General features: G+C 62.2%; 23 protein-coding genes. 17 read left to right on the forward strand and 6 right to left on the reverse strand.

Going from position 1 to position 25,554, the window contains the following annotated elements:
- Nucleotides 1–5: 5 nt before the first annotated feature.
- Entirely contained in the window at nt 6–2,429 is a 2,424-nt protein-coding gene (locus CIC12_RS31295; protein WP_168670192.1) for a TIM-barrel domain-containing protein, read from the forward strand.
- Nucleotides 2,430–2,499: 70 nt separating this feature from the next.
- Complete coding sequence (locus CIC12_RS31300; RefSeq protein ID WP_168670194.1) at nt 2,500–3,687, forward strand: porin; 1,188 nt, start codon at nt 2,500–2,502, stop codon at nt 3,685–3,687.
- Between the two features lie 304 nt (nt 3,688–3,991).
- On the opposite strand, the gene CIC12_RS31305 is transcribed toward CIC12_RS31300, so the two are convergent.
- Together CIC12_RS31305 and CIC12_RS31310 are read right to left on the reverse strand one after the other, a co-directional pair.
- The gene (locus CIC12_RS31305) at nt 3,992–5,665 is read right to left on the reverse strand and encodes an FAD-dependent oxidoreductase (protein ID WP_168670196.1); all 1,674 of its coding nucleotides are present in this window, start codon (nt 5,663–5,665) and stop codon (nt 3,992–3,994) included.
- Between the two features lie 456 nt (nt 5,666–6,121).
- Nucleotides 6,122–6,925, reverse strand: coding sequence for a transporter substrate-binding domain-containing protein (locus CIC12_RS31310; protein WP_168670198.1), 804 nt, complete (start codon nt 6,923–6,925; stop codon nt 6,122–6,124).
- A gap of 738 nt (nt 6,926–7,663) precedes the next feature.
- On the opposite strand from CIC12_RS31310, the gene CIC12_RS31315 reads away from it, so the two are divergent.
- Together CIC12_RS31315 and CIC12_RS31320 are read left to right on the forward strand one after the other, a co-directional pair.
- Nucleotides 7,664–8,695 (forward strand): NAD(P)H-dependent oxidoreductase, encoded by a 1,032-nt coding sequence (locus CIC12_RS31315; RefSeq protein WP_168670388.1) that lies wholly within the window; start codon nt 7,664–7,666, stop codon nt 8,693–8,695.
- Nucleotides 8,696–8,736: 41 nt separating this feature from the next.
- Nucleotides 8,737–9,987: a phosphatidylserine decarboxylase family protein gene (locus tag CIC12_RS31320; RefSeq protein WP_168670200.1), complete on the forward strand. Its 1,251-nt coding sequence runs from the start codon at nt 8,737–8,739 to the stop codon at nt 9,985–9,987.
- A gap of 119 nt (nt 9,988–10,106) precedes the next feature.
- On the opposite strand, the gene CIC12_RS31325 is transcribed toward CIC12_RS31320, so the two are convergent.
- On the reverse strand, nt 10,107–10,370 hold the full coding sequence (locus CIC12_RS31325; RefSeq protein WP_238812978.1) for a hypothetical protein: 264 nt from the start codon (nt 10,368–10,370) through the stop codon (nt 10,107–10,109).
- Nucleotides 10,371–10,560: 190 nt separating this feature from the next.
- On the opposite strand from CIC12_RS31325, the gene coxB reads away from it, so the two are divergent.
- Genes coxB through CIC12_RS31350 form a run of 5 tightly spaced genes read left to right on the forward strand, consistent with a single transcriptional unit; the run spans nt 10,561 to nt 16,097 of the window.
- Nucleotides 10,561–11,598: a cytochrome c oxidase subunit II gene (gene coxB, locus CIC12_RS31330; protein WP_168670202.1), complete on the forward strand. Its 1,038-nt coding sequence runs from the start codon at nt 10,561–10,563 to the stop codon at nt 11,596–11,598.
- A 27-nt stretch (nt 11,599–11,625) separates the two neighbouring features.
- A complete protein-coding gene (ctaD, locus tag CIC12_RS31335) occupies nt 11,626–13,644 on the forward strand; it encodes a cytochrome c oxidase subunit I (RefSeq protein WP_174772262.1) in 2,019 nt (672 codons plus the stop codon).
- Between the two features lies 1 nt (nt 13,645).
- Nucleotides 13,646–14,299, forward strand: coding sequence for a cytochrome c oxidase subunit 3 (locus CIC12_RS31340; RefSeq protein ID WP_168670204.1), 654 nt, complete (start codon nt 13,646–13,648; stop codon nt 14,297–14,299).
- Nucleotides 14,284–14,697 (forward strand): hypothetical protein, encoded by a 414-nt coding sequence (locus tag CIC12_RS31345; protein WP_168670206.1) that lies wholly within the window; start codon nt 14,284–14,286, stop codon nt 14,695–14,697. The genes CIC12_RS31340 and CIC12_RS31345 overlap by 16 nt, the downstream gene beginning before the upstream one ends.
- A 59-nt stretch (nt 14,698–14,756) precedes the next feature.
- A complete protein-coding gene (locus CIC12_RS31350) occupies nt 14,757–16,097 on the forward strand; it encodes a c-type cytochrome (RefSeq protein ID WP_168670207.1) in 1,341 nt (446 codons plus the stop codon).
- A 68-nt stretch (nt 16,098–16,165) separates the two neighbouring features.
- Here the strand turns inward: CIC12_RS31350 and CIC12_RS31355 are convergent, their stop codons facing one another.
- Nucleotides 16,166–18,463 carry an FdhF/YdeP family oxidoreductase gene (locus tag CIC12_RS31355; protein WP_168670209.1) on the reverse strand — a complete coding sequence of 766 codons (2,298 nt, stop codon included), beginning with the start codon at nt 18,461–18,463 and terminating at the stop codon, nt 16,166–16,168.
- A 165-nt stretch (nt 18,464–18,628) separates the two neighbouring features.
- Between CIC12_RS31355 and CIC12_RS31360 the strand changes: the two genes are divergently transcribed.
- Nucleotides 18,629–20,437 (forward strand): thiamine pyrophosphate-requiring protein, encoded by a 1,809-nt coding sequence (locus CIC12_RS31360; RefSeq protein ID WP_168670211.1) that lies wholly within the window; start codon nt 18,629–18,631, stop codon nt 20,435–20,437.
- Between the two features lie 19 nt (nt 20,438–20,456).
- Here CIC12_RS31360 and CIC12_RS31365 read toward each other — a convergent pair whose 3' ends face one another.
- Entirely contained in the window at nt 20,457–21,047 is a 591-nt protein-coding gene (locus CIC12_RS31365) for a ParB-like protein (RefSeq protein ID WP_168670213.1), read from the reverse strand.
- Nucleotides 21,048–21,193: 146 nt separating this feature from the next.
- Between CIC12_RS31365 and CIC12_RS31370 the strand changes: the two genes are divergently transcribed.
- The 4 genes from CIC12_RS31370 to CIC12_RS31385 all read left to right on the forward strand — a co-directional run bounded on the left by CIC12_RS31370 (nt 21,194) and on the right by CIC12_RS31385 (nt 23,049).
- Nucleotides 21,194–21,346: a DUF6496 domain-containing protein gene (locus CIC12_RS31370; protein ID WP_168670215.1), complete on the forward strand. Its 153-nt coding sequence runs from the start codon at nt 21,194–21,196 to the stop codon at nt 21,344–21,346.
- Between the two features lie 44 nt (nt 21,347–21,390).
- Nucleotides 21,391–21,801: a GFA family protein gene (locus CIC12_RS31375; protein ID WP_168670218.1), complete on the forward strand. Its 411-nt coding sequence runs from the start codon at nt 21,391–21,393 to the stop codon at nt 21,799–21,801.
- 87 nt (nt 21,802–21,888) lie between these two features.
- Complete coding sequence (locus CIC12_RS33735) at nt 21,889–22,014, forward strand: hypothetical protein (protein ID WP_274597591.1); 126 nt, start codon at nt 21,889–21,891, stop codon at nt 22,012–22,014.
- 363 nt (nt 22,015–22,377) lie between these two features.
- On the forward strand, nt 22,378–23,049 hold the full coding sequence (locus CIC12_RS31385; protein ID WP_168670222.1) for a UdgX family uracil-DNA binding protein: 672 nt from the start codon (nt 22,378–22,380) through the stop codon (nt 23,047–23,049).
- Between the two features lie 18 nt (nt 23,050–23,067).
- Here CIC12_RS31385 and CIC12_RS31390 read toward each other — a convergent pair whose 3' ends face one another.
- Nucleotides 23,068–23,973 carry a DUF72 domain-containing protein gene (locus CIC12_RS31390; protein ID WP_168670392.1) on the reverse strand — a complete coding sequence of 302 codons (906 nt, stop codon included), beginning with the start codon at nt 23,971–23,973 and terminating at the stop codon, nt 23,068–23,070.
- Between the two features lie 297 nt (nt 23,974–24,270).
- Between CIC12_RS31390 and CIC12_RS31395 the strand changes: the two genes are divergently transcribed.
- The 3 genes from CIC12_RS31395 (at nt 24,271) to CIC12_RS33520 (ending at nt 25,530) form a co-directional block, all read left to right on the forward strand.
- A complete protein-coding gene (locus CIC12_RS31395; protein WP_168670224.1) occupies nt 24,271–25,137 on the forward strand; it encodes a glucose 1-dehydrogenase in 867 nt (288 codons plus the stop codon).
- 80 nt (nt 25,138–25,217) lie between these two features.
- A complete protein-coding gene (locus tag CIC12_RS33515) occupies nt 25,218–25,370 on the forward strand; it encodes a hypothetical protein (protein WP_238812979.1) in 153 nt (50 codons plus the stop codon).
- Entirely contained in the window at nt 25,342–25,530 is a 189-nt protein-coding gene (locus tag CIC12_RS33520; RefSeq protein ID WP_238812980.1) for a hypothetical protein, read from the forward strand. Before CIC12_RS33515 ends, CIC12_RS33520 begins: the two co-directional genes overlap by 29 nt.
- The last annotated feature ends 24 nt before the right edge of the window (nt 25,531–25,554 follow it).

The raw sequence follows: 25,554 nt of genomic DNA on the forward strand, positions 1-25,554 counted from the left end.
CCATCATGCGTTCACTGACGAATCTGAAACACCCGCCACGTTTTGCGTTGTCGTCCCAGCTCGACAACCACCTTGTTCTGAGCGCGCAGGAAAACTGCCGAATCGAACTGTTCGTTCTCGCGGAAGACATCATCCGCGTGCTCGTGCTGCCCGACGGCGAATTGCATGGCCCACGCACCTGGGCAATCGCGCCGGGCGCCGACGATGTCGCACTGGAAGGGCGCGAGCGTCGCGACCTCAGCGGCTTCACGCCGCCGCCGTTCGCGGTGTCGAACGATGCGCAACACCTGGTGGTCGAGACGGCGCGCGTGCGCCTGACGGTCACGCTCGACGGCGGCCTGTGCGCGTGGGACATCCTGCACGACGGCGCGTGGCATCGCGTGATGAGTGATCGCAAGACGCAGTCCTATAACTTCGGCTGGTGGGACAAGCGTGTGTATCACTACATCGAGCGTCGCAAGGACGAAATGTATGTCGGCCTCGGCGAGCGCGCCGGTTCGCTCGACCGCGCGCATCAGAGCTACGAGATGCGCAATATCGACGCGATGGGCTACAGCGCGCGCACGACCGATCCGCTCTACAAGCACATTCCGTTCTACGTGACGTGGCAGCCGCAAACGTCGACAGGCTTCGGCCTGTTCTACGACACGCTCGCCGATTGCCGCTTCGACATGGGCCGCGAGCTCGACAACTACCACGGGCACTACCGCCATTTCATCGCCGAGCATGGCGATCTCGACTATTACTTCATCGCGTCCGCCGGCACGCCGTTGAATGCGGTGCGCCGCTTTACGTGGCTAACGGGCCGGCCCGCCTGGATGCCGAAGTGGGGGCTGGGCTACTCCGGCTCGACGATGAGCTACACCGACGCGCCCGACGCGCAGCAGCGCATGGGCGAATTCATCGAGCGATGCAGCGAGCACGACGTGCTGTGCGATTCGTTCCATCTGTCGTCGGGCTATACGTCGATCGGTCCGAAGCGCTATGTGTTCAACTGGAATCACGAGAAGTTTCCGGATATCGACGGCTTCGTGCAGAGCTATCTCGATCGCGGCGTGCGACTGTGCGCGAACATCAAGCCGTGTCTGCTGCAGGATCATCCGGCATTCGAAGACGCAGCCCGCGCGGGTCTGCTGATCGAGTCGCGCGACGGCGAGCCGGCATGGGTGCAGTACTGGGATGAAGTCGGCGCGTATCTGGACTTCACGAATCCCGACACCATCGACTGGTGGAAGGCGCGCGTGAAAAAAAGCCTGTTGAAGCACGGCATTGCGGCGACGTGGAACGACAACAACGAGTTCGAGATCTGGTCGCCTGACGCGATGGCGCGCGGCTTCGGCAAACCGTATCCGGCGCTCCAGGCGAAGGTGCTGCAAACGCAAATGATGATGCGCGCGTCGCACGATGCGCAGCGCGAGCATGCGCCCGGCCGGCGCCCGTTCCTCGTGTCGCGCTCGGGCGGCGTCGGCATGCACCGTTACGTGCAGACGTGGTCGGGCGACAACTACACGTCGTGGGAAACGTTGCGCTTCAACCTGAAAATGGGCCTTGGACTCGCGATGTCCGGCGTGTCGAACAGCGGCCATGACATCGGCGGCTTCTCGGGTCCGGCGCCGGGGCCCGAGTTGTTCGCGCGCTGGGTCGCGTTCGGCATCTTCCTGCCGCGCTTTAGCATCCACTCGTGGAATGACGACGGCACCGTCAACGAACCGTGGATGTACCCCGAGGTCACGCAACAGGTGGCCGACCTGATCAAGCTGCGCTATCGGTTGATCCCGTACCTGTACGAACTGCTGTGGCAATCGCACAGCGCTTATGAGCCTGTTTTGCGGCCGATGTTCGCGGAGTTTCCGCACGACCCGCGCTGCCTCGAAGACGGCGACGACATGATGCTCGGTTCGTCGGTGCTGGTCGCGCCGGTGGTCGAGGCGGGCCAGTCGACGCGCGACGTGTATCTGCCTGCGGGCACGCGCTGGGTGTCGTACTGGAGCGGCGAAGCATTCGACGGTGGTCAGACGGTGACGCTGCCGGCGCCTCTCGAACACCCGGTGTTCCTGCTGCGTGAAGGCAACGTGGTGCCGTTGAATATTGCCGAACAGCACTTCGGCCGCCCCGCTGACGAACGCGCGTTCATCGCGGTGCCGCACGCCGGCGCCGGCATGACGCGCGGCGGCTGCGTCGAGGACGACGGTGAAAGCGAAGCCTGGCGCACCGGCGAGCAAGGCCGCTGGAACGTCACGATGACGGGCGACGCGCACACGTTGCGCATCGCGGTCGAACGTGAAGGCTGGATGCAACAGCCGCAGACGCAAATCCGCCTCTACGTGCCGATGCATGAAGCGCGCGCTATCGAGTGTCTCGGCGCAGCGCTCGCAGCCGACCACACGGCCGAAGGCTGGCGCTGTCTGACGCTCTCCCTGTCGCACTGAACCCCTTAAAAGACATCCATTACCGGCCTGAGGGATCAGGCCGGATATTCATTCCGGAGACCAGCAAGCGATGAACTCTTTGAAGCGCGCGCGAACCCGCGCGTTCGTCTTTTCCTGCCTGCCGTTGGCGGGCGCAGTGGCGTCGAGCAGCGCATCGGCGCAAAGCAGCGTGACGTTGTACGGCGTCGTCGATAACGCGTTTGCCTACGTCAGCAACCAGAACGGCCACTCCAACGTCTACATGAGCCAGGGCAACCTGCAGGCGAGCAAGTTCGGCCTGCTCGGCGCGGAAGACATTGGCGGCGGCACGAAGGCGATTTTCCGGCTCGAAAGCGGCTTTAATTCGCTGACCGGTGCGCAAAGCAGCGCTGGCTACCTGTTCAATCGACAGGCCTATGTGGGCCTCGCGAATGACCGCTACGGCACGGTGACGCTCGGCCGCCAATACACCCCTTACTTCCAGATGGTCGGCGCCCTCGGGCCGACCGGTGTGCTTACCGGCGCGAGCGGCGCGCACCCTGGCGATATCGACGCGCTCGACACGACGCTGCGATTCAATAATTCGGTAACCTATCTATCGCCGACTATTGCGGGCTTGCAGATGAGCGCGCAATACGGGCTGGGTGGCGTGCCGGGCAGCATGGCCAACGGCAGCCATTTCAGCGCGGCGTTTCGTTACGATTACAGGCCGTTTGCGATTGCAGCGGGTTACGTGAAGCTGAAAGACATCGCGACGAGCGCGGCGCTCGGCAGCTTTGCAATCAACTCTCCGGTGAATAACGGCTACGCTACCGCGCGTAGCGCTCAACTATTTGCAGCGGCGGCGCGTTATAGCTTGCAGGACCTGATGGTTGGCATCAACTATTCGAACGTGCAATACGCGCCAGGCAATGGTTCTCTCTTTGCGAGCAAGGCCGTGTTCAATACGTACGGCGTGATTTCGACCTACCGGGTCACGTCCAGTGTGACAGTCGGCGCGGGCTACAGCTATACGCAGGCCAGCAAGGCGAATGGCATCAGTGATCCCGCACGCTATCACCAGATTTCGCTCGAACAGACGTACAGCCTGTCCGCACGCACGACGCTCTATGCGCTGCAGGCGTATCAGCATGCACGCGGCAAGTCGCTGGTCGCAACCGGTGCCGGCGCGACGAGTATCGTCGATGCAGTCGCGGTGGTCGGCGACTCGCAGAATACGACGCCGTCGTCCGGACCTTCGCAATTCGTCGGGATGGTAGGGCTCAGGCACGCGTTTTAAGTGAACGAAGGCCGTGGGCTGGCGCGTTGCCGACGGCGGCGGGTGTTGCGCGTCAAATTACAATTGTTGACTCTTTCTCGGCTTTGGAAACAGTTATCCAGCATAGTCGCGTGCTAAATTACGCCCGCCAGTTTGACTGCGTCCAGGCGCATTGACGAAGACAAGTCGATGGAACGCAGGTTGCGTCTGGGCCGGGAAAACTGGCAAACATGCAGCAGCGCAGACAGACAGCCAGGAAGGCACTGGCATGGAAGCCGGCCTCGTAGAGAGGTCGGCTCCAACCTTTTCGGCGACGATGCCGGCATCACTCCCCGAGCGCCAGAAACTGGTGCAGAGACTGAACCGCAGCAGCGCCTTCCCCGACAGCCGCTGCCACCCTCTTGACCGACCCGCTGCGGACGTCACCCACTGCGAAGATGCCGGGCCGGCTTGTTTCGAGAAAATGAGCGGGGCGCTCCGACGACCATGTGTTGATTGCATCGGGCCCCGTGAGCACAAAGCCGTTCCTGTCGAGTTCGACGCAATCGCCGAGCCATGCGGTATTGGGCTGCGCGCCGAGAAAAAGGAAGACATGGCGGATCGCCTTTTCTTCGATCTGCCCTTGACGGTCCCATTTGATCGATTCGAGTTGTGTGTCGCCGTTCAATTCCACGATCTGCGTTCGCGTATGAACGGTGATATTTGCGGCTGCCTCGATGCGTCTGATCAGATAGTTCGACATACTCGCATTGAGTCCGTCACCGCGAATCACGACATGGACGTGACGGGCGAATCCCGCGAGAAAGACCACGGCCTGGCCTGCCGAGTTACCTCCTCCGACGATGACCAACTCCTGCTGCGCACAGAACGCGGCTTCCATATACGTCGCGCTGTAATAGATGCCGCGTCCCTCGAAATGTTCGAGGCGGTCGAGCAAGGGTTTGCGATAGCGTGCGCCGGTCGCGATCACAACCGAGCGGGCATACAGATGCTCGTCATAATTGAGCCGCAGGTGAAAGGGCGGCGCATGGTGACATTCGATGCCGAGTACTTCGATCGGCACGCCGACCTCGGCGCCGAATTTGCGACATTGCGACAGGCCGCGCCCGGCAAGCGCCTGTCCCGAGATGCCAGTTGGGAAACCGAAATAATTTTCGATCTTCGAGCTGGTGCCCGCCTGACCGCCCGGCGCTTTGGTGTCCAGCACGGCCACTCTCAATCCTTCGGAAGCCGCGTAAACCGCAGCCGCAAGACCGCCCGGTCCCGCGCCGACTACCACCACGTCGAATCGCTCGCCATTCAGGCGGTCGGGGCTCAGCCCGATCGCATCGGCGACGGCTCGATGGGTCGGCTGCTTTAGCACGTTGCCTTGCAACGTGATCACCACGGGCAAATCGGCTTGCGTTGCGCCATAGCGTTCAAGGAGTGCTTTCGCTTCCTCGTGTTCCACGATATCGAAGTAGGCAAAAGGATGGGCGTTGCGGCTCAGGAAATGCCGCAGCTTGAGCGTGTCCAGCGAGGCCGGGCTGCCGATGACCAGTACGCCGCCGTTCTGATCCTGAATGAAGGCAACTCGCCGCAGGATATAGGCGCGCATGATCGTTTCGCTCAACTCCGCTTCAGCGATGACGAGCGCGCGCAGCGACTCCTCGTCGATCACGATCACTTCGCAGTCACTGGTGGCGCGGGCGCTGGCGACCGCGGCGCGACCCGCAAGCGTTCCTACTTCGCCGGTGAAACTGCCGGGGCCGTGCAGACCCAGCACGTGCAGGTTCTCGCCTGTGCCCCTCGTCGCCTCGATGGTGCCGGAGACGATGGCGAACATGGGAATATGGCGCTCGCCTTCGGAGAACAGCACGTCGCCGGTGGTCAGTTTGCGCCGTTCGCCGTAACGTTCCAGGAGCGCGAATTGCCGCTCATCCAGCGTAGGAAAGATCTGGTAGTGGCGACTGCCGCCTGCCAACAGATCTTCCAGTTTGCCTGAAGACTTATTGCTCATGGACGCGTTCCGAAGGGATGGGCGCACTGCGCGTGCGGAAGGGAGTCTGTGGGCGGCTGCCGATCAGAACCGGTGAGCGTATCGCGGACCGCCGTATTCGGACAGATTGTGCGCCCGAGTTCTGCCGCAGGTAAAGCGTGCAGGAGTTGGCGACGGGGCGCACGTGGGTGTGCGAGGAAAACGGGTGATAAGTGGCGGGCGTCGGGCAGTCGCGCGTGTGCAAGCGAACGGTCGATCTCAGATGGCGGCGAGGAGGCGAGTCAGGAGCGGTGCTCGAGCGAGTACATTCCCTGCCGCCTACTCAAACATGTGGGGAAAGTGGTCAGCGCGGCGGTCTGGCTAATATGACCGCATGATGACCGACGACATTGACGGATGTCGCTGCGCGATCAGTGTGCAATCCGCCGCGCCGACCGGTCCAACGGATCGGCGTGGCTATGCAGACAGGCTGCGGAATTACTGCGCAACGGGTTGGGTCACGTCGGTGCCGAACCAGTGGACGGATATCTTTTTCAGCGTGCCGTCCTGCTTCAACCCGGTCAGCGCATCGTTGATGGCTTTCGCAAACTTGGGATTGTTCTGGCGGAACGGAATGCCCATCTCCTGATCGGCTCCCTTGAGTACCGCACCGGGTCGAAGCGGCAACTGTGAGGTCTTGATGATGTACGGCAGCATCAGCCGGTCGTCGATCGTCGCATCAATACGCTTGCTAGCCAGGTCACGCAACTTTTCGGGCGCGCCCGGGTAGGTCTGCACGTTAATGCCCTGGACGGCTCGCGCCATTTGATCGTAGTTGGTCCCGAGCGTCACCCCCAGTTTCTTGTCCCCTTTGAATTCGTCCAGTGACTTGAATTCGCGCTTGTCGTCCGCGCGCTGAATCAATTGCGCGGCCGAGTAGGTGTAGGGCTGACTGAAGTCCAGGGCCTGCTTGCGTTGCGGCGTGATCGTCACCTGGTTCACGATGACGTCGAACTTCCCGGTCTGGAGCGCCGCGATGATACCGCTCCATTCGGTAGGAATGAACTGCGGCTTGACGCCGAGCTTGGCGGCAACCGCTTTCGCGACATCGACATCGAAGCCTTCGAGTTGGCCGTCGTTGTTCCGATAGTCGAACGGAGGATAGGTGCCTTCCAGACCCACCTTGAGTACCCCGGCCTGCTTGACGGTGTCCAGCAAATCTTCCGCATGGGCGGCAACAGAGGCCAAGCCGGCGGCCGACAAAGCCAACAGGTTGATGAGCACGAGCTTCGACAATTTCATTGAACGTCTCCTTGTTATTCGAGTATTGAACGGCCCGACTACTCCACTACAAAAATGGGTTCAGCTTGCTTTAAGAAGGCGCGCTGCTTCAGGATTAAGTCTCCAAAGAACGTGGTCGATGTCTCGACGCTTTCGCCGTCATCTATCTCGATGGGCGGGCCTTATCGTAGCACTCATGGTAGTGCGTCACGAGGGGGACTCGACCACAGGCCAAGTCAGGGTTTTCACGTCTTCATGCAGCCGCTCGTGATATGTCACGGCGTGAGCCATCCATTTGTATGCACATATCGTCTCGCGCCCCTGGACATATACCGCCAAAATTCCCCAGATCAATATCTTTTGGGGTTTTTGCAACACATGAATTTTCCTCTAATCTGCGACGCCAGCGCGGACGCGGCCCGCGCGGCAGGATAGTAACTTCAGACAAAAAACCGGATTGTTTCACGCGATCGGGCATGAGACATTGTCGCAACGTCAGCGCCTCATCGCGCGGCGTGTGTGTTCTAGCCGCAGCGCTGTCTGCGGCTTTTTTTATGGCGCGCAACCAAAAGGAATTGAGCGGAATCGGCGGACATCCGCGCCCCGATCACGATACTGACCCGTCCCCGCAGACACAGGTACGAAGATTGCTAATTTCGAACCATTCGTGCTCTCAGGCGACACGTCATGAGTTCAGATTCAAAGCAGTCTCCTGGCTATCAGCCAATCGAAGTCCGTAAGGGGCAAGTGACGGAAAAGATGTCGCGCGAGGCGTTTCGCGACCGTTTCATGGGCCGCTTTTACGATCCGGCATTCAGGGCCGAAGACGCCTCGCTCGCCCGGCTCGAGGCAATCGCGTGGGACGCCTATTGCAATGCGCGCAAATCGCCCATTACGCAAAAGGCGGGGGCCGGCTTTGCTGACCCCGACTACGACCTCTCCGTGGAATGGCGCGCGGCCAGTGAACGCATCAAGGCCGCCCAGGCGCGACAGCAAGATCGCTCCACGCCCTCCCGCGTCCTCATAGTCAACGGGTCATCGCGAAACGACTATACGTGTCCCGGCGAAATGTCGAAGAGCTTCCGGCTTGGCAAACTCGCGCAGCAGACTCTGGAGCGCAAAGCCTGCGAGGTCGATTTCCTCGATCTTTCCCGGCTCAACTCGGATCACGATCTGCATATTCATCCCTGCAAAGGCTGTGTGTCGACGGCGATGCCGCTCTGCCACTGGCCTTGCACGTGCTATCCGAATCACTCGCTGGGTCTGGTGAACGACTGGATGAATGAAATCTACGAGCGTTTCGCCGCGTGCCATGGTGTGCTGTTCCTGACGCCGGTCTACTGGTATCAGGTCAGCAGCCCGCTGAAGCTTTTGATGGACCGTCTCGTCTGTGCGGACGGCGGCAACCCGGACCCCACGTCGACGCATGGCAAGAAGGCGGACGAGGCGAAGCGGATTGAACTGGCCGGGTGGGACTATCCGAAGCATCTGGCGGGCAGGGCGTATGGCCTCGTCGTTCACGGCGATGTTGCCGGCATCGAAAGCTCGCGGCGGGCGCTGACGGACTGGCTCGACTGGATGGGTTTCATCGAGTCTGGCGCGAAGTCGCGTCTCGACCGCTTTATCGGCTACTACGAGCCTTACGCCACGAGTCATGCCACGCTCGATCGCGACGTCGAGATGCAAAAAGAGGTGGCCAATGTGGCCGAGGCGGTCGCGATCTGCGTGGCGCAGATTCGCGAAGGACGTCAGGAGCCGGACCAATGCCTCGAACCCGCACGCGCGAAATGAGCCCCGCTGCGACAACATGACGAGCACGAAGAGGACGATGCATGACAGACAAAATCGATGACCCGCGCGCCGAGCGACGCCGGTTGGGAGACTGGCTTCCACGTAACGAAGCGCATCTGGCGCGCTATCGCAAGGAACTCGCCGCCCGCGCGTTCAAACGCGCACAGACGGCGCCTCGCACGAGCGCGGTCGCAGAACTGGCATGCTTGATCAACGGCGATCCGGTTCTGCGGATGGACCTGACCAGGGCGATCGCTCAAGCGCAAAAAGAGGGGTACGTGCTGGGCTATTCGTCGATCGATGAACTGATGTCGATCATTGACTACCTGATGACCTACGCGCCGCCGTTCAGTGAAACGAGCCTGATTCATTGTCCGTTAAACGCCGTACTCGACTGGCCGATGTGCATGCCGTCTGGGTATGCGCTGTTTCGCGACCCCGCGCTCAATGCGCAACTCAAGCGCGTGCTGAATTGCTGGTGTGGCTTTCTGAGCGGCCCTCATTCGCGCGAACATCTGACTACGTCGTCGCCGGACGGATGGCTTTCTTCGGAAGCGGACAAACGGATCGGACTGTCGCAGTTCGTCTGCGATCCGCAGAAACCGTATTGGGGTTTCATGTCGTGGAACGATTTCTTCACGCGGCGGTTCCGCACGGGCGTAAGGCCAGTCGACGAACCGCACAATGACAAGGTCATTGTGAGCGCCTGCGAGGCTGCACCGTACAACATCCAGACGGGCGTGAAGCTCAACGATACGTTCTGGATCAAGTCGCAACCTTATTCGTTGAAGGACATATTTACGTCGAAGCACGCCGAACTGGCGCAAGCCTTCGCGGGAGGCTCGATCTATCAGGCGTTTTTAAGCGCATTCAACTATCACCGCTGGCATGCTCCGGTAAGCGGCGTCGTTTCCCAAGCCTATGCGGTGGACGGCACTTACTACTCGGATGCGGATTCGGAAGGGGAGGATCCGGGCGGTCTTAACGATTCCCAAGGCTACATCACCGCCGTGGCGGCACGCGCGGTGATCGTCATCGAATGCGACGACCATTCGATCGGCAAGGTCGGCTGCGTGTTCGTCGGCATGGCGGACGTGTCGTCCTGCATGATCGAAGCACTGCCAGGTCAACACGTAAAAAAGGGCGATGAGCTCGGCTTCTTCCAGTACGGCGGCTCGACATGCTGTCTGGTGTTCGAGCCCGATGTGCTTCGCAGTTTTGTTCCCCAGCCGCCGTTTGACGATGACGGAAAACCGGTGAAAGTCAACGCGCGCATTGCGATAGCGCGTTAAAACGCAGCCGCTGCGCCCTCGCCTCACCTGATTGCCTTGATATCTCGACAGACGCCGTCGCACTGTGCAATGCGACGGCTGCCGGACGCTCAAGCGGCCGGTTTGAGCACCACCTTGGTTTAACCTTCGCCGCGTTCGTCGAAATGTCTGCAACCTTCCGGTGCATCTTCCAGCGGCAGTTCGTGCGAAATGATCTGCGAGGGTTTGGCTTCGCCTCCTGCGATCAGATCGCGCAGTTTGCGGTTATACGCCTTGACGTTCGCCTGGCCGGTCGCGATATGTTGGCCTTTCATCCACAGTTGTCCGGAATCGAGTGCGAGCTGCCCTTTCTTTGCAAGGTCGTCGTCGGCTTTGGGATTGTCGGCAACGAATACGCCCACCACGCCGATGCCCCTTGTGCTGCCGATAGCAACGCAACGCGCGCCACCTGCCGGACGCGGTCCAATTTTTGCTCCGCTGTTATGGCGTCGGCTCGCTTGCACTCAGCCGCACGCTATCCAAAGCAGCGCATACGAGGGGGAGAAGAAAGTGTCCGCAGGGGTATCGACCGACGCGCGAGATCTACGCAGCACCTTGGGAAAATTCACTTTCGCAGCCACCCTCGCACTCAACCTGATCCCCGCCCTTGCATCGACTGCCGCCGGACCTGACAAAGCGCCCTCGGCGCCCCTGAACTACTTTCTCCACGCGGCTGGTCCGGCAACCACGCCCACCCGGCTATTGGGCTGGGTGCTGAGCGCCATCGCGATTGGGGTGACGCTCATCATTGCCGCCCTGCTGTTCGGCGCGATCACCCGCCGACGGCCCTCGGCACCGATGCAGTCGCTCAATGCGGAGTCTGGCGGCATGCGCTGGATCTACATCGGTACGGGCGTATCTTCCGTCGCATTGCTGGCAATGCTCGTTTACATGCTCGTCACGCTCGAGTCGGTCGCTTCGCCTGCCATGCATCCGCAGCTGACGATCACCGTGACGGCTTACGACTGGTGGTGGAAGATCGACTATGCCGACGACCCCGAACCGGCCCGCAACTTCAGCACCGCCAACGAAATTCATATCCCCGTCGGCGAGCCGGTCAAGATCCGGCTCAAAAGCGCGGACGTCATCCACGCGTTCTGGGTGCCGCAACTGGCGGGAAAGACCCAGACGATTCCGGGGCAAACCAACGAGCAGTGGCTTCAGGCGGATCGGCCCGGCATCTATCGCGGGCAGTGCTCGCAGTTTTGCGGCGCGCAACATGCCCATATGGCCTTCGAAGTGATTGCGCAGAGCGCGGCGGATTTCAGCGCGTGGCGCGATGCACAGGGACGTGCCGCGGGCGAAGCCGCGCGCGGTGCTACTGTCGCGGCCGGCCGGCATCTGTTCGCCGAGCGCTGCGCGGGGTGCCACACGATTCGCGGTACCGATGCCAACGGTCTGCAAGCACCGGACCTCACCCATCTGATCTCGCGCCGCGAAATCGCCGCGGGTGCGCTGGGCAATACGCCCGACCACCTGCTCGACTGGATCGAGCACGCGCAACGGATCAAACCGGACGCGTTGATGCCGGATATCGCGCTGAGCGCTGGCGAGGCGGCCGCGCTGTCGGCCTATCTGGCGACGCTGCGTTGAAACCCAGTTGAACACGGAGTGTGCTCGATGCCCGAACCTGCTGTGATCGCCGCGACGCAAAACGCAGAGCCCGCTGCGCCCCCGCTTGCGCGCACGCCGCAGCGTGGCCGCGTCGTCATTGGTAGCCCAGAAGAAAAGCGTCTGCGTGAGATATGGGAAGCGGCTCCGGGCTGGCGCGGATGGCTCTCGACGGTCGATCACAAGACCATCGGCTTGCGCTATCTGGTCACGGCTTTCATCTTTCTGCTGATGGGCGGCATCGAAGCGCTGCTCATGCGTATTCAACTCGCGCGTCCGGACGCAACGGTGCTCACGCCCGAGCAATACAACCAGCTTTTCACGATGCACGGCGTGACGATGATCTTTCTCTACGCGTTGCCGGTGCTGTCGGGCTTCTCGAACTATTTGTGGCCGCTCGTACTCGGCTCGCGCGATATGGCGTTCCCGCGTTTGAACGCCCTGTCCTATTGGATTTTTCTGTTCGCCGGCATTTTCCTGTACGCGAGTTTTCCGGCGGGCCAGGCGCCCGACGCAGGGTGGTTCAACTACGCGCCGCTGTCGGGGCTCGAATACAGCACCGGCCCGAATATCGACGTGTACGCGCTCGGCATGGTGCTGCTCGGCATTTCGACGACGGTCGGCTCGATCAACTTCATCGTCACGCTGTTGCGCATGCGCGCGCCGGGCATGTCGCTCGACCGGATGCCCGTTCTGGTGTGGGGCACCCTGACCGCGTCGGGGGGAAATCTGCTGGCGGTGCCTTCGGTGAGCCTCGCATTTTTTCTGCTCTGGATGGACCGGCGCATCGGCACGCATTTTTTCGACGTGTTGAACGGCGGCCGTCCGCTTCTCTGGCAACACCTGTTCTGGATCTTCGCGCATCCGTGGGTCTATGCGGTCGTGCTGCCAGCCATGGGCATCGTGTCGGACGCGTTGCCGGTCTTCTGCCGGCGTCCACTGGTCGGTTACGGGCCCGTTGCGCTGTCCACCGTCGCGACGATGGTGATCGGCTTCGTCGTGTGGATTCACCACATGTTCGCGACCGGCATCCCGGCGCTCGCGCTATCGTTCTTCGGCGCGGCGAGCATGGTGATCGCGATCCCGAGCGCAGTCGCCACGTTCGCGTGGATTGCGACCATCTGGACGGGCAGGCCAGTGTTTCGCGTGCCGTTCCTGTTTTTCGCGGGCTTCGTGCTGCTGTTCGTGATTGGCGGCGTATCCGGTGTGATGACGGCCGCTGTTCCGTTCGACTGGCAACTGACCGACACCTACTTCGTGGTTGCGCATCTGCACTACGTGCTGCTCGGCATCAACGTCTTCCCCGTGATCGGCGGCATCTATTTCTGGTTTCCGAAATTCACCGGCCGGATGATGAGCGAGCGCCTGGGCAAGATCGGCTTCTGGGTGCTGTTTGTTGGCTTTAACGTCGCATTTTTTCCAATGCACATCGCGGGACTGCTCGGCATGCCGCGTCGCATCTACACGTATTCCGGCGACATGGGATGGAACACGGTGAATCTCGTCACGTCGCTCGGGTCGTTCCTGTTCGCGGCGGGCGTGCTGATCTTTCTGGTCGATCTCGTGGTGAGCCTGAAACGCGGCGCGCCCGCCGGCGACAATCCGTGGGATGCGCCCACGCTCGAATGGTCGATCAGTTCTCCGCCGCCACCGTATAACTTCGCGGTCGTGCCATCGCTCGCGAGCCGGCATCCGTTATGGGAAGGCCGCGTCGCTGAGCCGGGCGCGGCGTCGCACGCGTGCTCGCAACTCGACGAAGGCTATCTGCTTGCCGAAGGCCGCGAAGCGCTCGGCACTACCGCGCTCGAAGCGCGCCCCGACGTGATCCTCAAGATGCCCGGCGACTCGTACGCGCCGTTCTGGCTGGCGGTATTCGCGACACTCGTGTTCGCCGGACTTGCGCTGAGTGCATGGATCTTTGCGGGCGCGATGCTGGCGTGTTGCGCGTTGTCGATCGTCGTCTGGTTGTGGCCGGAACGTGCATTGGTCCAGCGCGAGCCGGTTGCCGTGCACGACGCGGGAGGCTGAGGTGAGCGACGCCATCGATCTGAGTCAGCCATCGGGCGAGCCCGTTCAACCGGCGCTGTCCTTACCCGTGGGCAGTGCTGGCGAGCGCTCGGGCGGCTGGTGGGGCTGTCTCATGTTGATCGTCACCGAAGGGTCGCTATTCGGCTATCTGATCTTTTCGTATCTGTATCTCGCCTCACAAAGCCCGCAACATTGGCCGCCCGAAGGGCTGCCGAAGCTCGGCCTAGGCATCGCCAATACCTTGATTCTTTTGTCGAGCAGCGTGTTCGTATGGTGGTGCGAGCGTTGCGTGCGGCGCAGGCACCTGCGATGGGCCGTGGCGTCAATGGCGGTGGGTGTCGTGCTCGGCGTCGTGTTCATGGGCATTCAATTGCTCGAATGGCGCGATCATCCGTACGGTTTGACCACGCATCTTTACGGCTCGCTGTACTTCACCATCACGGGTTTCCATATGGCGCACGTTGGCGTGGGCATCGTCGTGCTGCTGTTTCTGCTGCTGTGGACCGCGCTCGGCTATTTTGACGGCGAGCGCTGCGCCGCTTTGACGGTCGGTGGTCTGTACTGGCATTTCGTCGATGTCGTGTGGCTCTTTATTTTCAGCACACTGTATCTGACGCCTTACCTGTTTCAGGGGTGGTCATGGCAGAGCAGATGAATCCGTCGAAAGCGTCGTATTCACCGATGCGATACGCGCTGGCCGGTCTTCTGATCGCGCCGCTCGCGTGGCTTCTGCAAGTGGTGATCGCCGAGACAGTGGCCGCGCAGAGCTGCTATCCGTTCGACACGCCGTTGTCCATGCCGCTCGTGCCGTGGATGCGTCCCGTGCTCGTCGTGATCAGCGCGGTGTGTCTCGCGGCGGGCGGATTCGGCGGCATTATCGCGTGGCGCAATCTGCGACGGCTCGCGCGCGAGAAGCGAAGTGCGAGCGGTAAGCGGACTGAACTCGTGTGGTTCGTGAGCCGGGTCGCCGCCATGTGCAGCGCGCTCTTCCTGTTCGCGCTGATCGCGACCGATGTCGCTTTGGCAATCGTGTCGCCGTGCAGGTGGTGGTGATGGCGATGCCTACATTCATTCATTGCGCGGCACGGAAATACTGGAGAATTCATTGGCGAATGACGCGGCGCCGTGCATGGCGCGGCTCGTTGACGGCGTTGACGCTTGCGCTGAGCGTCGCGCGAGTCTATGCGGCGGACCAGGCCGATGCGGCAGCCGGCGCGGCTGACGCCGCCGAAATCGCCCGCGGCGCGTATCTCGCCAAGGCGGCCGATTGCGCCGGTTGCCACACGGCTGCGCCACACGCGACCCGGCCGGGCGATACGCCGATCCTGTCACCGCCCTTTGCCGGAGGGCTCGCAATGGGCTCGCCATTCGGTACGATCTATTCGTCGAATATCACGCCCGACCTGCATGCCGGTATCGGCCGCTATAGCTACGACGATTTCGCGCGCGCGTTGCGTGACGGCGTCGCGCCCGGCGGCAAGCGCTTGTACCCGGCGATGCCTTACCCCTCCTTTGCCCGAATCACCGACGACGACATGCACGCGTTGTACGCGTACTTCATGCACGGTGTGCGGCCGGTAGCCACACCCGCGCCCGAAACTGAACTGCCGTTCCCGTTCAACCAGCGCTGGGTGCTCATGTTCTGGGACGGGGTCTTTGCGCCGCGCGGCGTGTTCAAACCGGAAGCCGGGCGCGATGCGCAATGGAATCGCGGTGCGTACCTCGTGCAATCGCTCGGACATTGCGGCGCGTGCCACACGCCGCGCGGCCCCGCTTACGAGGAGCGCGGCTACAGCGAGTCGAGCGCGGCTTATCTGACAGGCGGCACGAACGACCACTGGTTCGCACCGAACCTGACCGGCGATCCCGGCTCGGGGCTCGGCCGAAGCTCCGCCGCCGACATCGCCGCTTTCCTCAAGCATGGCCACGGCGGCGGACTGGTCACGTTCGGCTCGATGGTGCAAGTCGTCGAAGACAGCACGCAGTATCTGAACGACGCCGACCTCGATGCGATTGCCGCTTACCTGAAGAGCTTGCCCGCGCGTGCGCCAGACGGCCATTTCAACGGCCGGTCACGCGCCGCGCAGCAGTCCGCGCAGGCGCTCAGAACGGGCAACGTCGAACGGCCCGGCGCGGGCATTTATGCGACTTATTGCGCGCGTTGCCATCAGGTGGATGGCGCGGGCGTACCGCAAAAGTATCCGCGTCTGGCGGGCAATCCGGCGGTGTTGTCGCCCTCGGCGACATCGCTCGTGCGACTACTGGTGGAGGGGGGCGCGAGCCCGCATACCGACGGCGGCCCGGAGCCTCGCAAGATGCCGTCTTTCGCGGGCAAACTGAATGATCGCGAAATCGCGCATGTGCTGACGTTTATCCGCAATACGTGGGGCAACGCCGCGGCGCCGGTGACGGCGAGAGACGTGGCGAGCGTACGCGCGGCCTTGCATAAATAGAACGGCGACAGCGTTCATTTCGGCGCGCTGTCGCGTTCGCGATCGGCATGGACCGGATACGTGCGCAATCAAGCCGGTCGAAGAGCGGCGACCACCTTCACCGGAATCGCCTTGGCCGCGGGCACCTTGCTCTCTTTCGCATGATGCGACAGCGGAATGAGTGGATTGCATTCCGGGTAGTAACCCGCGACGCAACCCTCGGGCAAGTCGAACGCAATGATGCGGAACCCGTCGATGCGGCGTTCCATTCCATCCGGAGATACCGCCTGGAGCGACACCTCGGCATCCGCTTCGAGCCCACGGCGCTCGATGTCGCGCGCATTCATCAACAGCACCATGCGCGAGCCCCGTACGCCGCGAAACCGGTCGTCCAGCGTGTAGATCGTCGTGTTGAACTGACTGTCGCTGCGCAGCGTGAAAAGACGCAGATCGTCGGGCTGGCGAGCGGGCATGTCGGGGTCTTCGTCGAGCGTGGCCGGCACCATGAATTCGGCCTTGCCGCTCTTCGTTTTCCATTGACGCTCGCGTGCGGGCAATGGGCGATGAAAGCCGCCCGGTGTCCACATGCGCGCGTTGAAGTCGTGGAAAATGTCCGGATACGTTTCGGCGATGGCGTCGCGAATCAGCGCATAGTCGTTGCTCCACGCGTCCCAGTCGACCCGTTGCGAATCGAGCGTGGCCTTCGCGATTCCCGCGACGATCGCCTGCTCGGACAACAGCCGGTCGCTTGCCGGCTGCGCGACGCCGTGCGAGCCATGCATGCAGCCGGTGCTGTCTTCCATCGAGACCGCCTGCGGCTTGCCCATGCGCTCGTCGATTTCAACGCGGCTCAAACAAGGCAGCAGATAAGACACTTCGCCATGCACGAGATGGCTGCGGTTGAGTTTGGTCGCGATGTTGACGGTCAGCCGCAGCTTGCGCCACGCCGGCTCGATTACGTAGCGGTCGGGCACCGAACGCACGAGGTTGCCGCCAAGCTGGAACACGGCGCGCACCTTGCCGTTTATCACGCCCTTGCACGCGTCGACCGTCGCCATGCCTTGTGTGCGCGGCGGATCGAAGTGGTACTGCTCGGCGAGCTTGTCGAGCGGCGCGAGTTCCGGTTTTTCCGTGATGCCCACCGTACGCTGTCCCTGGACGTTCGAATGTCCGCGAATCGGCGACGGCCCCGCGCCGGGTTTGCCGATATTGCCGCGTAGCAGCAGCAGATTCACGACCATCCGCACGTTCTGCACGCCCATCCGATGCTGCGTGAGGCCCATGCCGTAGTGGATGATGACCGCCTTCGCGCGCATGTATTCGTCCGCCGCCGCCGTGAGCGCCGCGCGAGAGAGACCGCTTAGACGCTCGAGTTCGTCCCAGCTGGCGCGGCGCACATAGTCTGCGAACTCGTCGAAGCCGCTCGTGTGCTGCGCGATGAACGCAGTGTCGACGATACGCGCGGCGCCGACGGCTTGCGCGTGGTCGTCCGCCTCGATCACGGCCTTGCAGATGCCGACGATCGCTGCCGAATCGCCACCGGCTTTCAACTGATGATATTGCGTACTGATTTGCGTCGCGCCGGGCTTGAGCATTTGCACGGGCGACTGAGGATTCACGAAGCTCACGAGGCCCGGCTCGCGGATCGGATTGAACGTGATGATCGGCACGCCGCGCTCTCTCGCTTCCTGCAGATCGTGCAGCATGCGTGGACTGTTCGTACCCACGTTCTGGCCGAAGAAGAACATGAGATCGGTTTGCTTGAAGTCGTCCAGTGTGATCGTGCCGACGCCCACGCCGATCGCCTCCTTTAGCCCGACACTCGTACTTTCATGGCACATGTTCGAACTGTCCGGCAGGTTGTTGGTGCCGTACATGCGCGCGAAAAGCTGGTACATGTAAGCGGTTTCGAGCGACGCGCGGCCGGATGTGTAGAACACCGCTTCATCGGGCTGAAGGGCGCGCAGTTCGCGGCCGATTTCACCGAACGCATGCTCCCATGTCACTTCGACGTATTGATCCAGCGCCGGGTCCCAGCGCATCGGCGCGCAGAGTCGGCCGGCATCCTCCAGCGCGTGATCGTGCCATTGCTCCAGTTCCGCCAGTGTGTGAGCTTTGAAGAAATCAGGGTCGACGCGGCGCGAGGTGGTGTCCCAAGCGGTGGCTTTCGCGCCGCTCTCGCAGAATTCGAAGGGATGCGGATGCGCGGGTTTAGCCCACGAACAGCTCACACACATGAAGCCGTCTGGTTTGTTCTGATGCATGAGCACGCGGCTCGTGCCAACCGGCGCGCCTTCCTGGATCAGTGCGCCCGCGACCGCCTTGACCGATCCCCAGCCGCCGCTGGCGTGCTGATAGGCGTCCGTGTCCTTATGTGCCGTGCTCATGACTGCCTCCCCGAAATGAACGACCTGAACCGACTGTCCGCAATGAACGTGCCTTGCATTCGGCTTACCGGGCCGGCGACAGTCACCTGTCGTCGTGTGCCGTTAGTTCCATCGGGATTGTTTTTTGCAGCGGAGCGTGTACGGCTCAGACATTGGAGAACGCTCATGACTGCAACGGTAGGGGATTTCGTCGTCGAACGGCTGCGCGACTGGGGTGTGCGGCGCATCTTCGGCTATCCGGGCGACGGCATCAACGGCGTGTTCGGCGCGCTCAACCGCGCTTCGAAATCGAAGGAAGGCGGGATCGAATTCATTCAGGCGCGTCATGAAGAAATGGCCGCCTTCATGGCATGCGCGCACGCGAAATTTACGGGCGAACTCGGCGTGTGCATCGCCACGTCGGGGCCGGGAGCCTCGCACCTGATTACCGGACTCTACGACGCGCGCATGGACCATATGCCGGTGCTCGCGATCGTCGGGCAGCAGGCGCGCGCCGCGCTCGGCGGACATTATCAGCAGGAACTGGATCTGGCCGCCATGTTCAAGGACGTCGCCGGCTCGTTCGTTCAGCAGGCGAGTGTGCCCGCCCAGGTCCGCCATCTCGTCGATCGCGCGGTGCGGATCGCCATTGCCGGGCGCGACGTGACCGCGCTCATTTTGCCGAACGATCTGCAGGAACTTGAATACGAGCCACCCGCTCCCAAGCACGGCACGCTGCATTCCGGAGTCGGCTATACGAAGCCGAAAATCGTGCCCTACAGCGAAGATCTGCAGCGCGCCGCGGATGTGTTGAATGCGGGCAGAAAGGTCGCGATTCTCGTGGGCGCGGGTGCGCTCGGTGCCGCCGACGAAGTCATCGCTGTTGCGGACCGGTTGGGAGCGGGCGTCGCCAAGGCGTTGCTCGGCAAGGCGGTGCTGCCCGATGATCTGCCGTTCGTCACAGGATCGATTGGGCTGCTCGGCACGAAGCCGAGTTACGACATGATGGCCGAATGCGACACGTTGTTGATGATCGGCTCCGGCTTCCCGTATGCGGAGTTCCTGCCGAAGGACGGACAAGCACGCGGTGTGCAGATCGACATCAAGGCGGACATGCTGAGCTTGCGCTATCCGATGGAGGTGAATCTCGTCGGCGACAGCGCGGAGACGTTGCGCGCTTTGTTGCCTTTGTTGAAAGAACAGTCGGCGAAGTCCTGGCGCATGAAGCTCGAGCGCTGGACCGGCGACTGGTGGACCACCCTCGACAAGCGTGCCGCCCAGAAGGCCGAGAACGGCGTCAACCCGCAACGGGCCTTTACCGAACTGTCGCCGCGCTTGCCGGAGAACGTGATCATCACGAGCGATTCCGGTTCATGCGCGAACTGGTTTGCGCGCGACCTGAAGATACGGCGCGGCATGATGTGTTCGTTGTCGGGTGGGCTGGCGTCGATGGGCGCGGCGGTTCCGTATGCGATTGCCGCGAAGTTTGCGCATCCGCAGCGGCCGGTGATTGCGATCGTCGGCGATGGTGCGATGCAGATGAACAACATGGCGGAGTTGATCACCGTCGCGAAGTACTGGAAGCAGTGGAAGAATCCGCGCTGGATCTGCATGGTGCTGAACAATGAGGACCTGAATCAGGTGACATGGGAGCAGCGCGCGATGGAAGGTGACCCGAAGTACGAGGCATCGCAGCAGATACCGAACGTGCCGTATCACCGTTTTGCTGAACTGATTGGCCTGCGTGGGCTTTACGCCGACGACGATGAGAAACTCGGCGGCCTCTGGGACGAAGCGCTGGCGTCGGATCGGCCCGTGGTGCTGGAAGTGAAAAGCGATCCCAACGTGCCGCCGTTGCCGCCTCACCTGACGCTCGCGCAAGCGAAAGCGTTTGCGTCGATGCTCTTCGAGGGCGATCCCGACGAGGGGAGCGTCATTGTCGAGACGGCGAAACAGGTGCTGGGTGCGGTGTTGCCAGGGAGTAAGCGCGATTGACCGCGTATGCCCGACTCCGCTACGACTTGCCGAGAAAGCCCGGTAGTCCGATCGCGAGTTCGCTGCGAGCGAGTTTGATGGCCTTGCGAAGCGCGTCGTCAAACTCGTCATCGTTGGTCGGCAGCGGCAACAGAGTACGCAGAAGATCGGCCCAACGAAACTCAGCCAGCGGCGTGTCGGTTTGTTCAAAGGCTCCCGCGTCGCGGGCGAAAGCGGCGAGACTGCGATATTCATTGTTCGGCAGTTCCCACGCATGGCGCGGCATGTCGCTGAACGGCTGACGGCGGCCTTGTTCGTCGTAGGGGTACGTCCAGCGCCGATCTTCCATCGTCAGCCAGAACTTCTCGGGCGCCAGCGAAGAGAGGTCTTCGATCAGTACAACCGGCACTGCCGGTATTCGCAGCGTGTGGAGCGCGGCGACAATATGGTGGTGATCGGTCTGATACGGCACTTCGTCTGGGCCGAGCACGATCGGCACGGGCTTTTCAGCAATGGCCATTTGCCGGTCGTGCTCCGAAAGGCTTCGATATTGCTCGGACTTCTTTGCGACTTCCCGCCTACCGTGCGTCATCTGTGAAGGCCGCAGCCGCTGCAGCGCGATTTGCTTCATGACGTGCTCCCATGGTCTCAACGCAGCGTTGCAGCAAATGCTATTCCTGGGCGAAAGGGACCGGGCACACCATATGCTCGCCTGTGCTGTAGCGGCGCGTGGTCACGTCGCTGCATTCCTGACTGACAGAATGAAAGGAGAAGATCATGCCGCTAAAAAGAGGAACCTCGAAAGACACGGTGTCGCGCAACATCAAGACCGAGACGAAGCAGGGTAAGCCGCACAAGCAGGCTGTGGCGATCGCGTTGAACCAGGCGCGCAAGTCGGGCGCGAAGATCCCGAAGAAGAGTGACAAGTAACTCAAGTGGAGGGCGGGTACGGGGAATCTGCCACGGAGAGGCCAATGGCGACTCATAACGAACCGGTTGAAGAAACCGGAGGATGTGCGTGTGGTGCGTTGCGCTTTCGCGTCAACGCGCGCCCGCGCCGAGTGTCGCTCTGCCATTGCATGACTTGCCGGCGCATTCACGGCAACGTCTTTGGCGGCTATGCGATGTTCGAGCGCAGTGCGGTGGAATTCTCAGGAGCGACTCAGGCGTGGCCGAGTTCGCCTGGCGCGCGCCGGCATTTTTGCCCGACGTGCGGATCGGTCGCGTTCATGGAATACCTCAGCAGCGACGAGCTCGATTTGCCGTTGGGCGCGTTCGATCGCGTGGGCGTCTACGAGCCGACATACGAATTGTGGTGCTGTCACAAGGAGCCTTGGCTACCCGCTGGCGTACGGGATGAATACGAGGAGGGCAGACCGGAGTAGCGAACATCGATTCACGGCTCCCCGACTCGCGGAACGGCGCTTGCTGTATCTCAATAGCTGCCGGCTTAACCGGCGAAAGGAGTGGATATGACTGACACGAAGCAATCGAATGCACAGCCCGGTAATCCGAAAAACGCAGGCAAACAGCAGGGCCAGCAACAGCAGAACCAGCAGAAGACGCCGCAGCACCAGGGCGGTCAACGGCAGCCTTGACGGCATGTCGTAACGGGGAGCTGTGGACACCGCGCATAGGCGGCGTCCACGGCTGGACCTGATGCGGATGTGCGGCCTGCCGCGACTCGCTGCATTGCGCAGACCTGCCGGTGTTCTCGAACTCTTTCCCACGGAGGGCATGATGAAACCCACAGTAAATCATCCGGCGCAGAGCACCGTGAATGGCAGCCCCAGTAAGCGCGCAAGCGCCGCTAACACGAACACGCCGCTCGATACCGCGCAAACCACGCGAGATGTCGAGGAGAAGCGCAAACATAGCCGCTCCGAAAACGCGTTGCAGTCTTCGCAGGACAAAAATCCGATTCCACCGGACTCGACCCGCCATTCATAGGCCTCGCAGACATGTCGGCCACGATAGACGACAAGCCCCCTCGGCGCACGCGCCGCGACACGCATACCGACGCGGACGTCGAACGCGATCAGCAGCCTGCGACACTCGACGAGTGCCGTCGCTGCGCGCTTTGGCGCAACGCGACGCAAGCGGTGCCGGGTGAAGGGCCGCCTCACGCCTCGATCGTATTGGTCGGCGAGCAGCCCGGCGATGCGGAAGATCTTCAGGGCCGGCCTTTTGTCGGACCAGCCGGTGCGCTGCTGGACAAAGCGCTGGAGGAGGCGGGCCTCGCGCGCAACGAAGTCTACGTGACGAATGCGGTCAAACACTTCAAGTGGGCCGCGCGAGGCAAGCGCCGCATGCACAAGACGCCGGGGCAAAGAGAGATCGATGCCTGTGAATACTGGCTCGAACAGGAACTGCACCGCGCAGGGGCACGCGTGATCGTCGCATTGGGCGCAACCGCACTCAAGGCCGTGCTAGGCGACTCTCACTCACGGTTGCAGGACGCGCTCGGCAAACCGATCGAGCGCGGCAAGCAGCTGGTGGTGGCGACCTATCATCCATCGTTTGCATTGCGCGCGCCTGATCCGGCGACCCGTCAGCGCGTCTACGTCACGATCGTTGACGCGCTTCGCAGCGCGGAGAAACTGGCTCATCAGCGCAAACGCGCCAGTTCGTGAGTGCCAGGCCTGCATCGCTTACGCTACCGACCCCGCCCGCTGTAACCCCAGACGTTTCATCAACCGCTGTGCGTCGAAAGGCGCGCGCGCCTTGACGTCGTTGTCGAAATAGCAGTACACGTCGCGCCGTTTGCGGCGGGGCGGATGCTCCTGCTCTGCGATCAGCCGCGCGTCGGCCGGCTGCGACCCGTGACGCCATGCTTCGATCCGCGCAGCCCAACGGTCCAGCTCCGTGTCGGAGTATGAGCCTGCATATCGGGATTCGGTGCCATGCAGCCGAATGTAGACGAAGTCCGCAGTGAGGTCCTCGGCGAGCGGCCAGGATTCGGTGGAATCGGACACCACCAGTGCGACGTCGTATTGCCTGAGCAACGCAACGAACGCGGGGTCGAGAAAACTCGGGTGACGTATCTCGACTGCGTGGCGCAATGGGTGCTTGCGGCCAATCTCCAGATAGGGCGTCTTTACGCGCTCGTCGTGGTGTCTCGCCAGCGAGAGCGCGGCCGATGTGTCGCGCGGCAGCAAGCGTAAAAAGCGTTCCATGCCGTCGGGCTCGAAGGGGAACGACGGCGGAAATTGCCACAGAACAGGACCCAGTTTTTCATTTAGCGCGAGGAGCCCTTGTGCGAAAAAATTCGCGCATCCGGCCCGTGCGCTGTCATCACGAAAGCGCAGCAGGTGCGTCAGATACCGCGCGCCTTTGATGCTGAAGACAAAGTCGGCGGGAGTGTCCGCGTACCAGCGTCGCCAACTGTCGAGCGACTGGAGGCTGTAATGCGTGCCATTGACCTCAATCGTCTGAAACAGGCGCGACGCGAATTGCAGTTCTGCCGCCTGTTTCAGGCCTTCTGGGTAGAAGTCGCTTCGCCATCCCTTATAGCGCCAGCCGGAAATGCCGATACGAACGTCGTCGATTTGTTCCATGGCGAGCGGGCGCACGAGTGCATGTGTGGATTGTGTCGCCACGGGAAGTAGCAACTCCTGTTCCCTCGAGGCGCTTGCCGTGCCCGGCAGAGGGACTCGAAGCCGATACCGGCGCATGAGTGAGCGTGCGCAATCGACAATACATGGCAGTTAGCTCTGCCGTTGCCGACATGAGCGTGCACCCGCGCAGCCACAAGCCTGGGCCCAAAGGTTGCTCGTCTCCGTCATGAAAGCCGACCGCAACAGTGTGCAATTTCCTGCACGCCACGCTTATCCGCCCGCAACTGGAGATCTGACATGAGCGCCATCCAACGTCCTACGCCGCCGTTTCCCGCCCAGCAGCAACAACGCACACCAGGCACGACGGCTGAAATGAATCCGCAACCTGATCATGGCGAACGAACCTACAAGGGCTCTGCACGCCTCGCGGGCAAAGCGGCGATCGTGACCGGCGGAGACAGCGGCATCGGCCGCGCCGTCGCTATCGCGTTTGCGCGCGAGGGCGCGGACGTGCTGATCTCCTACCTCGACGAGCACGACGATGCACGCGAAAGCGCTCGCTGGGTGGAGCAGGCGGGCCGCAAGGCGGTGCTGGTGCCGGGAGACATCACTTCGCCCGCGCACTGCGACGCTATCGTCGACAAGGCCATCGAGGCGTTCGGCCGGCTCGACGTGCTGGTCAACAACGCGGCGTATCAGATGAGCTACCCCTCGCTCGATGCCATCAGCGACGAAGAATGGGACAAGACCTTCGATACCAATATCGGTGCGATGTTCAGGATCACGCGCGCGGCGGTCAGGCATATGAAGGCCGGGGCGGCGATCATCAACACGACGTCCATCAACGCCGACCATCCGAATCCCGGACTGATTGCCTACGCCACGACCAAAGGCGCGATTCAGAACTTTACCGGCGGCCTTGCGCAGTTGCTGGCCGAAAAAGGCATTCGCGCGAACTGTGTGGCTCCCGGCCCGATCTGGACGCCGCTGATTCCGTCCACGATGCCGCCGGAAAAGGTCGAAAAATTCGGTGAGCAAGTCCCGATGAAGCGGCCCGGCCAACCCGCCGAATTGGCGCCGGCCTATGTGATGCTTGCCTCGGACGAAGCGAGTTACATCTCGGGTGCCACGATTGCGGTAACGGGCGGCGCGCCGATTATTTGAGGTGAGCCGGACCCCGACCGCCCGCGTCTGGCAACCGCAAGGACGCGCGCGCCGAGAATCTCTCGGGCCGCGAGCGGCAGATGGTGGCGATTGCCCGCGCGTCGATGGCACCGGCAAACGTGATCCCGCTCGATGAACCGTTCGAAGGGCTCGCGCCGGCCGTCGTGCAGGCAGTGCTCGATGCGGTGGCGCGCGTGCGCGAGTGTGACCATCGTCGAGCATCAGGCGGATAGGGTGCTGCCGATCGCGGACAGCGTGGATGTGCTCGTCAACGGACGCGTGGCGTATCAGAACACCGCCGAAGCGCTGGAGCGTGACGAGTTCACGCAGGCGCGGCTGCCGGGCGTCATGCACGACGACGCGGCATCTGTTTCGGAGGTCAGGACGGCGTGATCGCAAATGGGCGCCCGCTGCTAA

Origin of the sequence: Paraburkholderia sp. SG-MS1, assembly GCF_012275575.1 — a bacterium.
Taxonomy (GTDB): Bacteria; Pseudomonadota; Gammaproteobacteria; order Burkholderiales; family Burkholderiaceae; genus Paraburkholderia.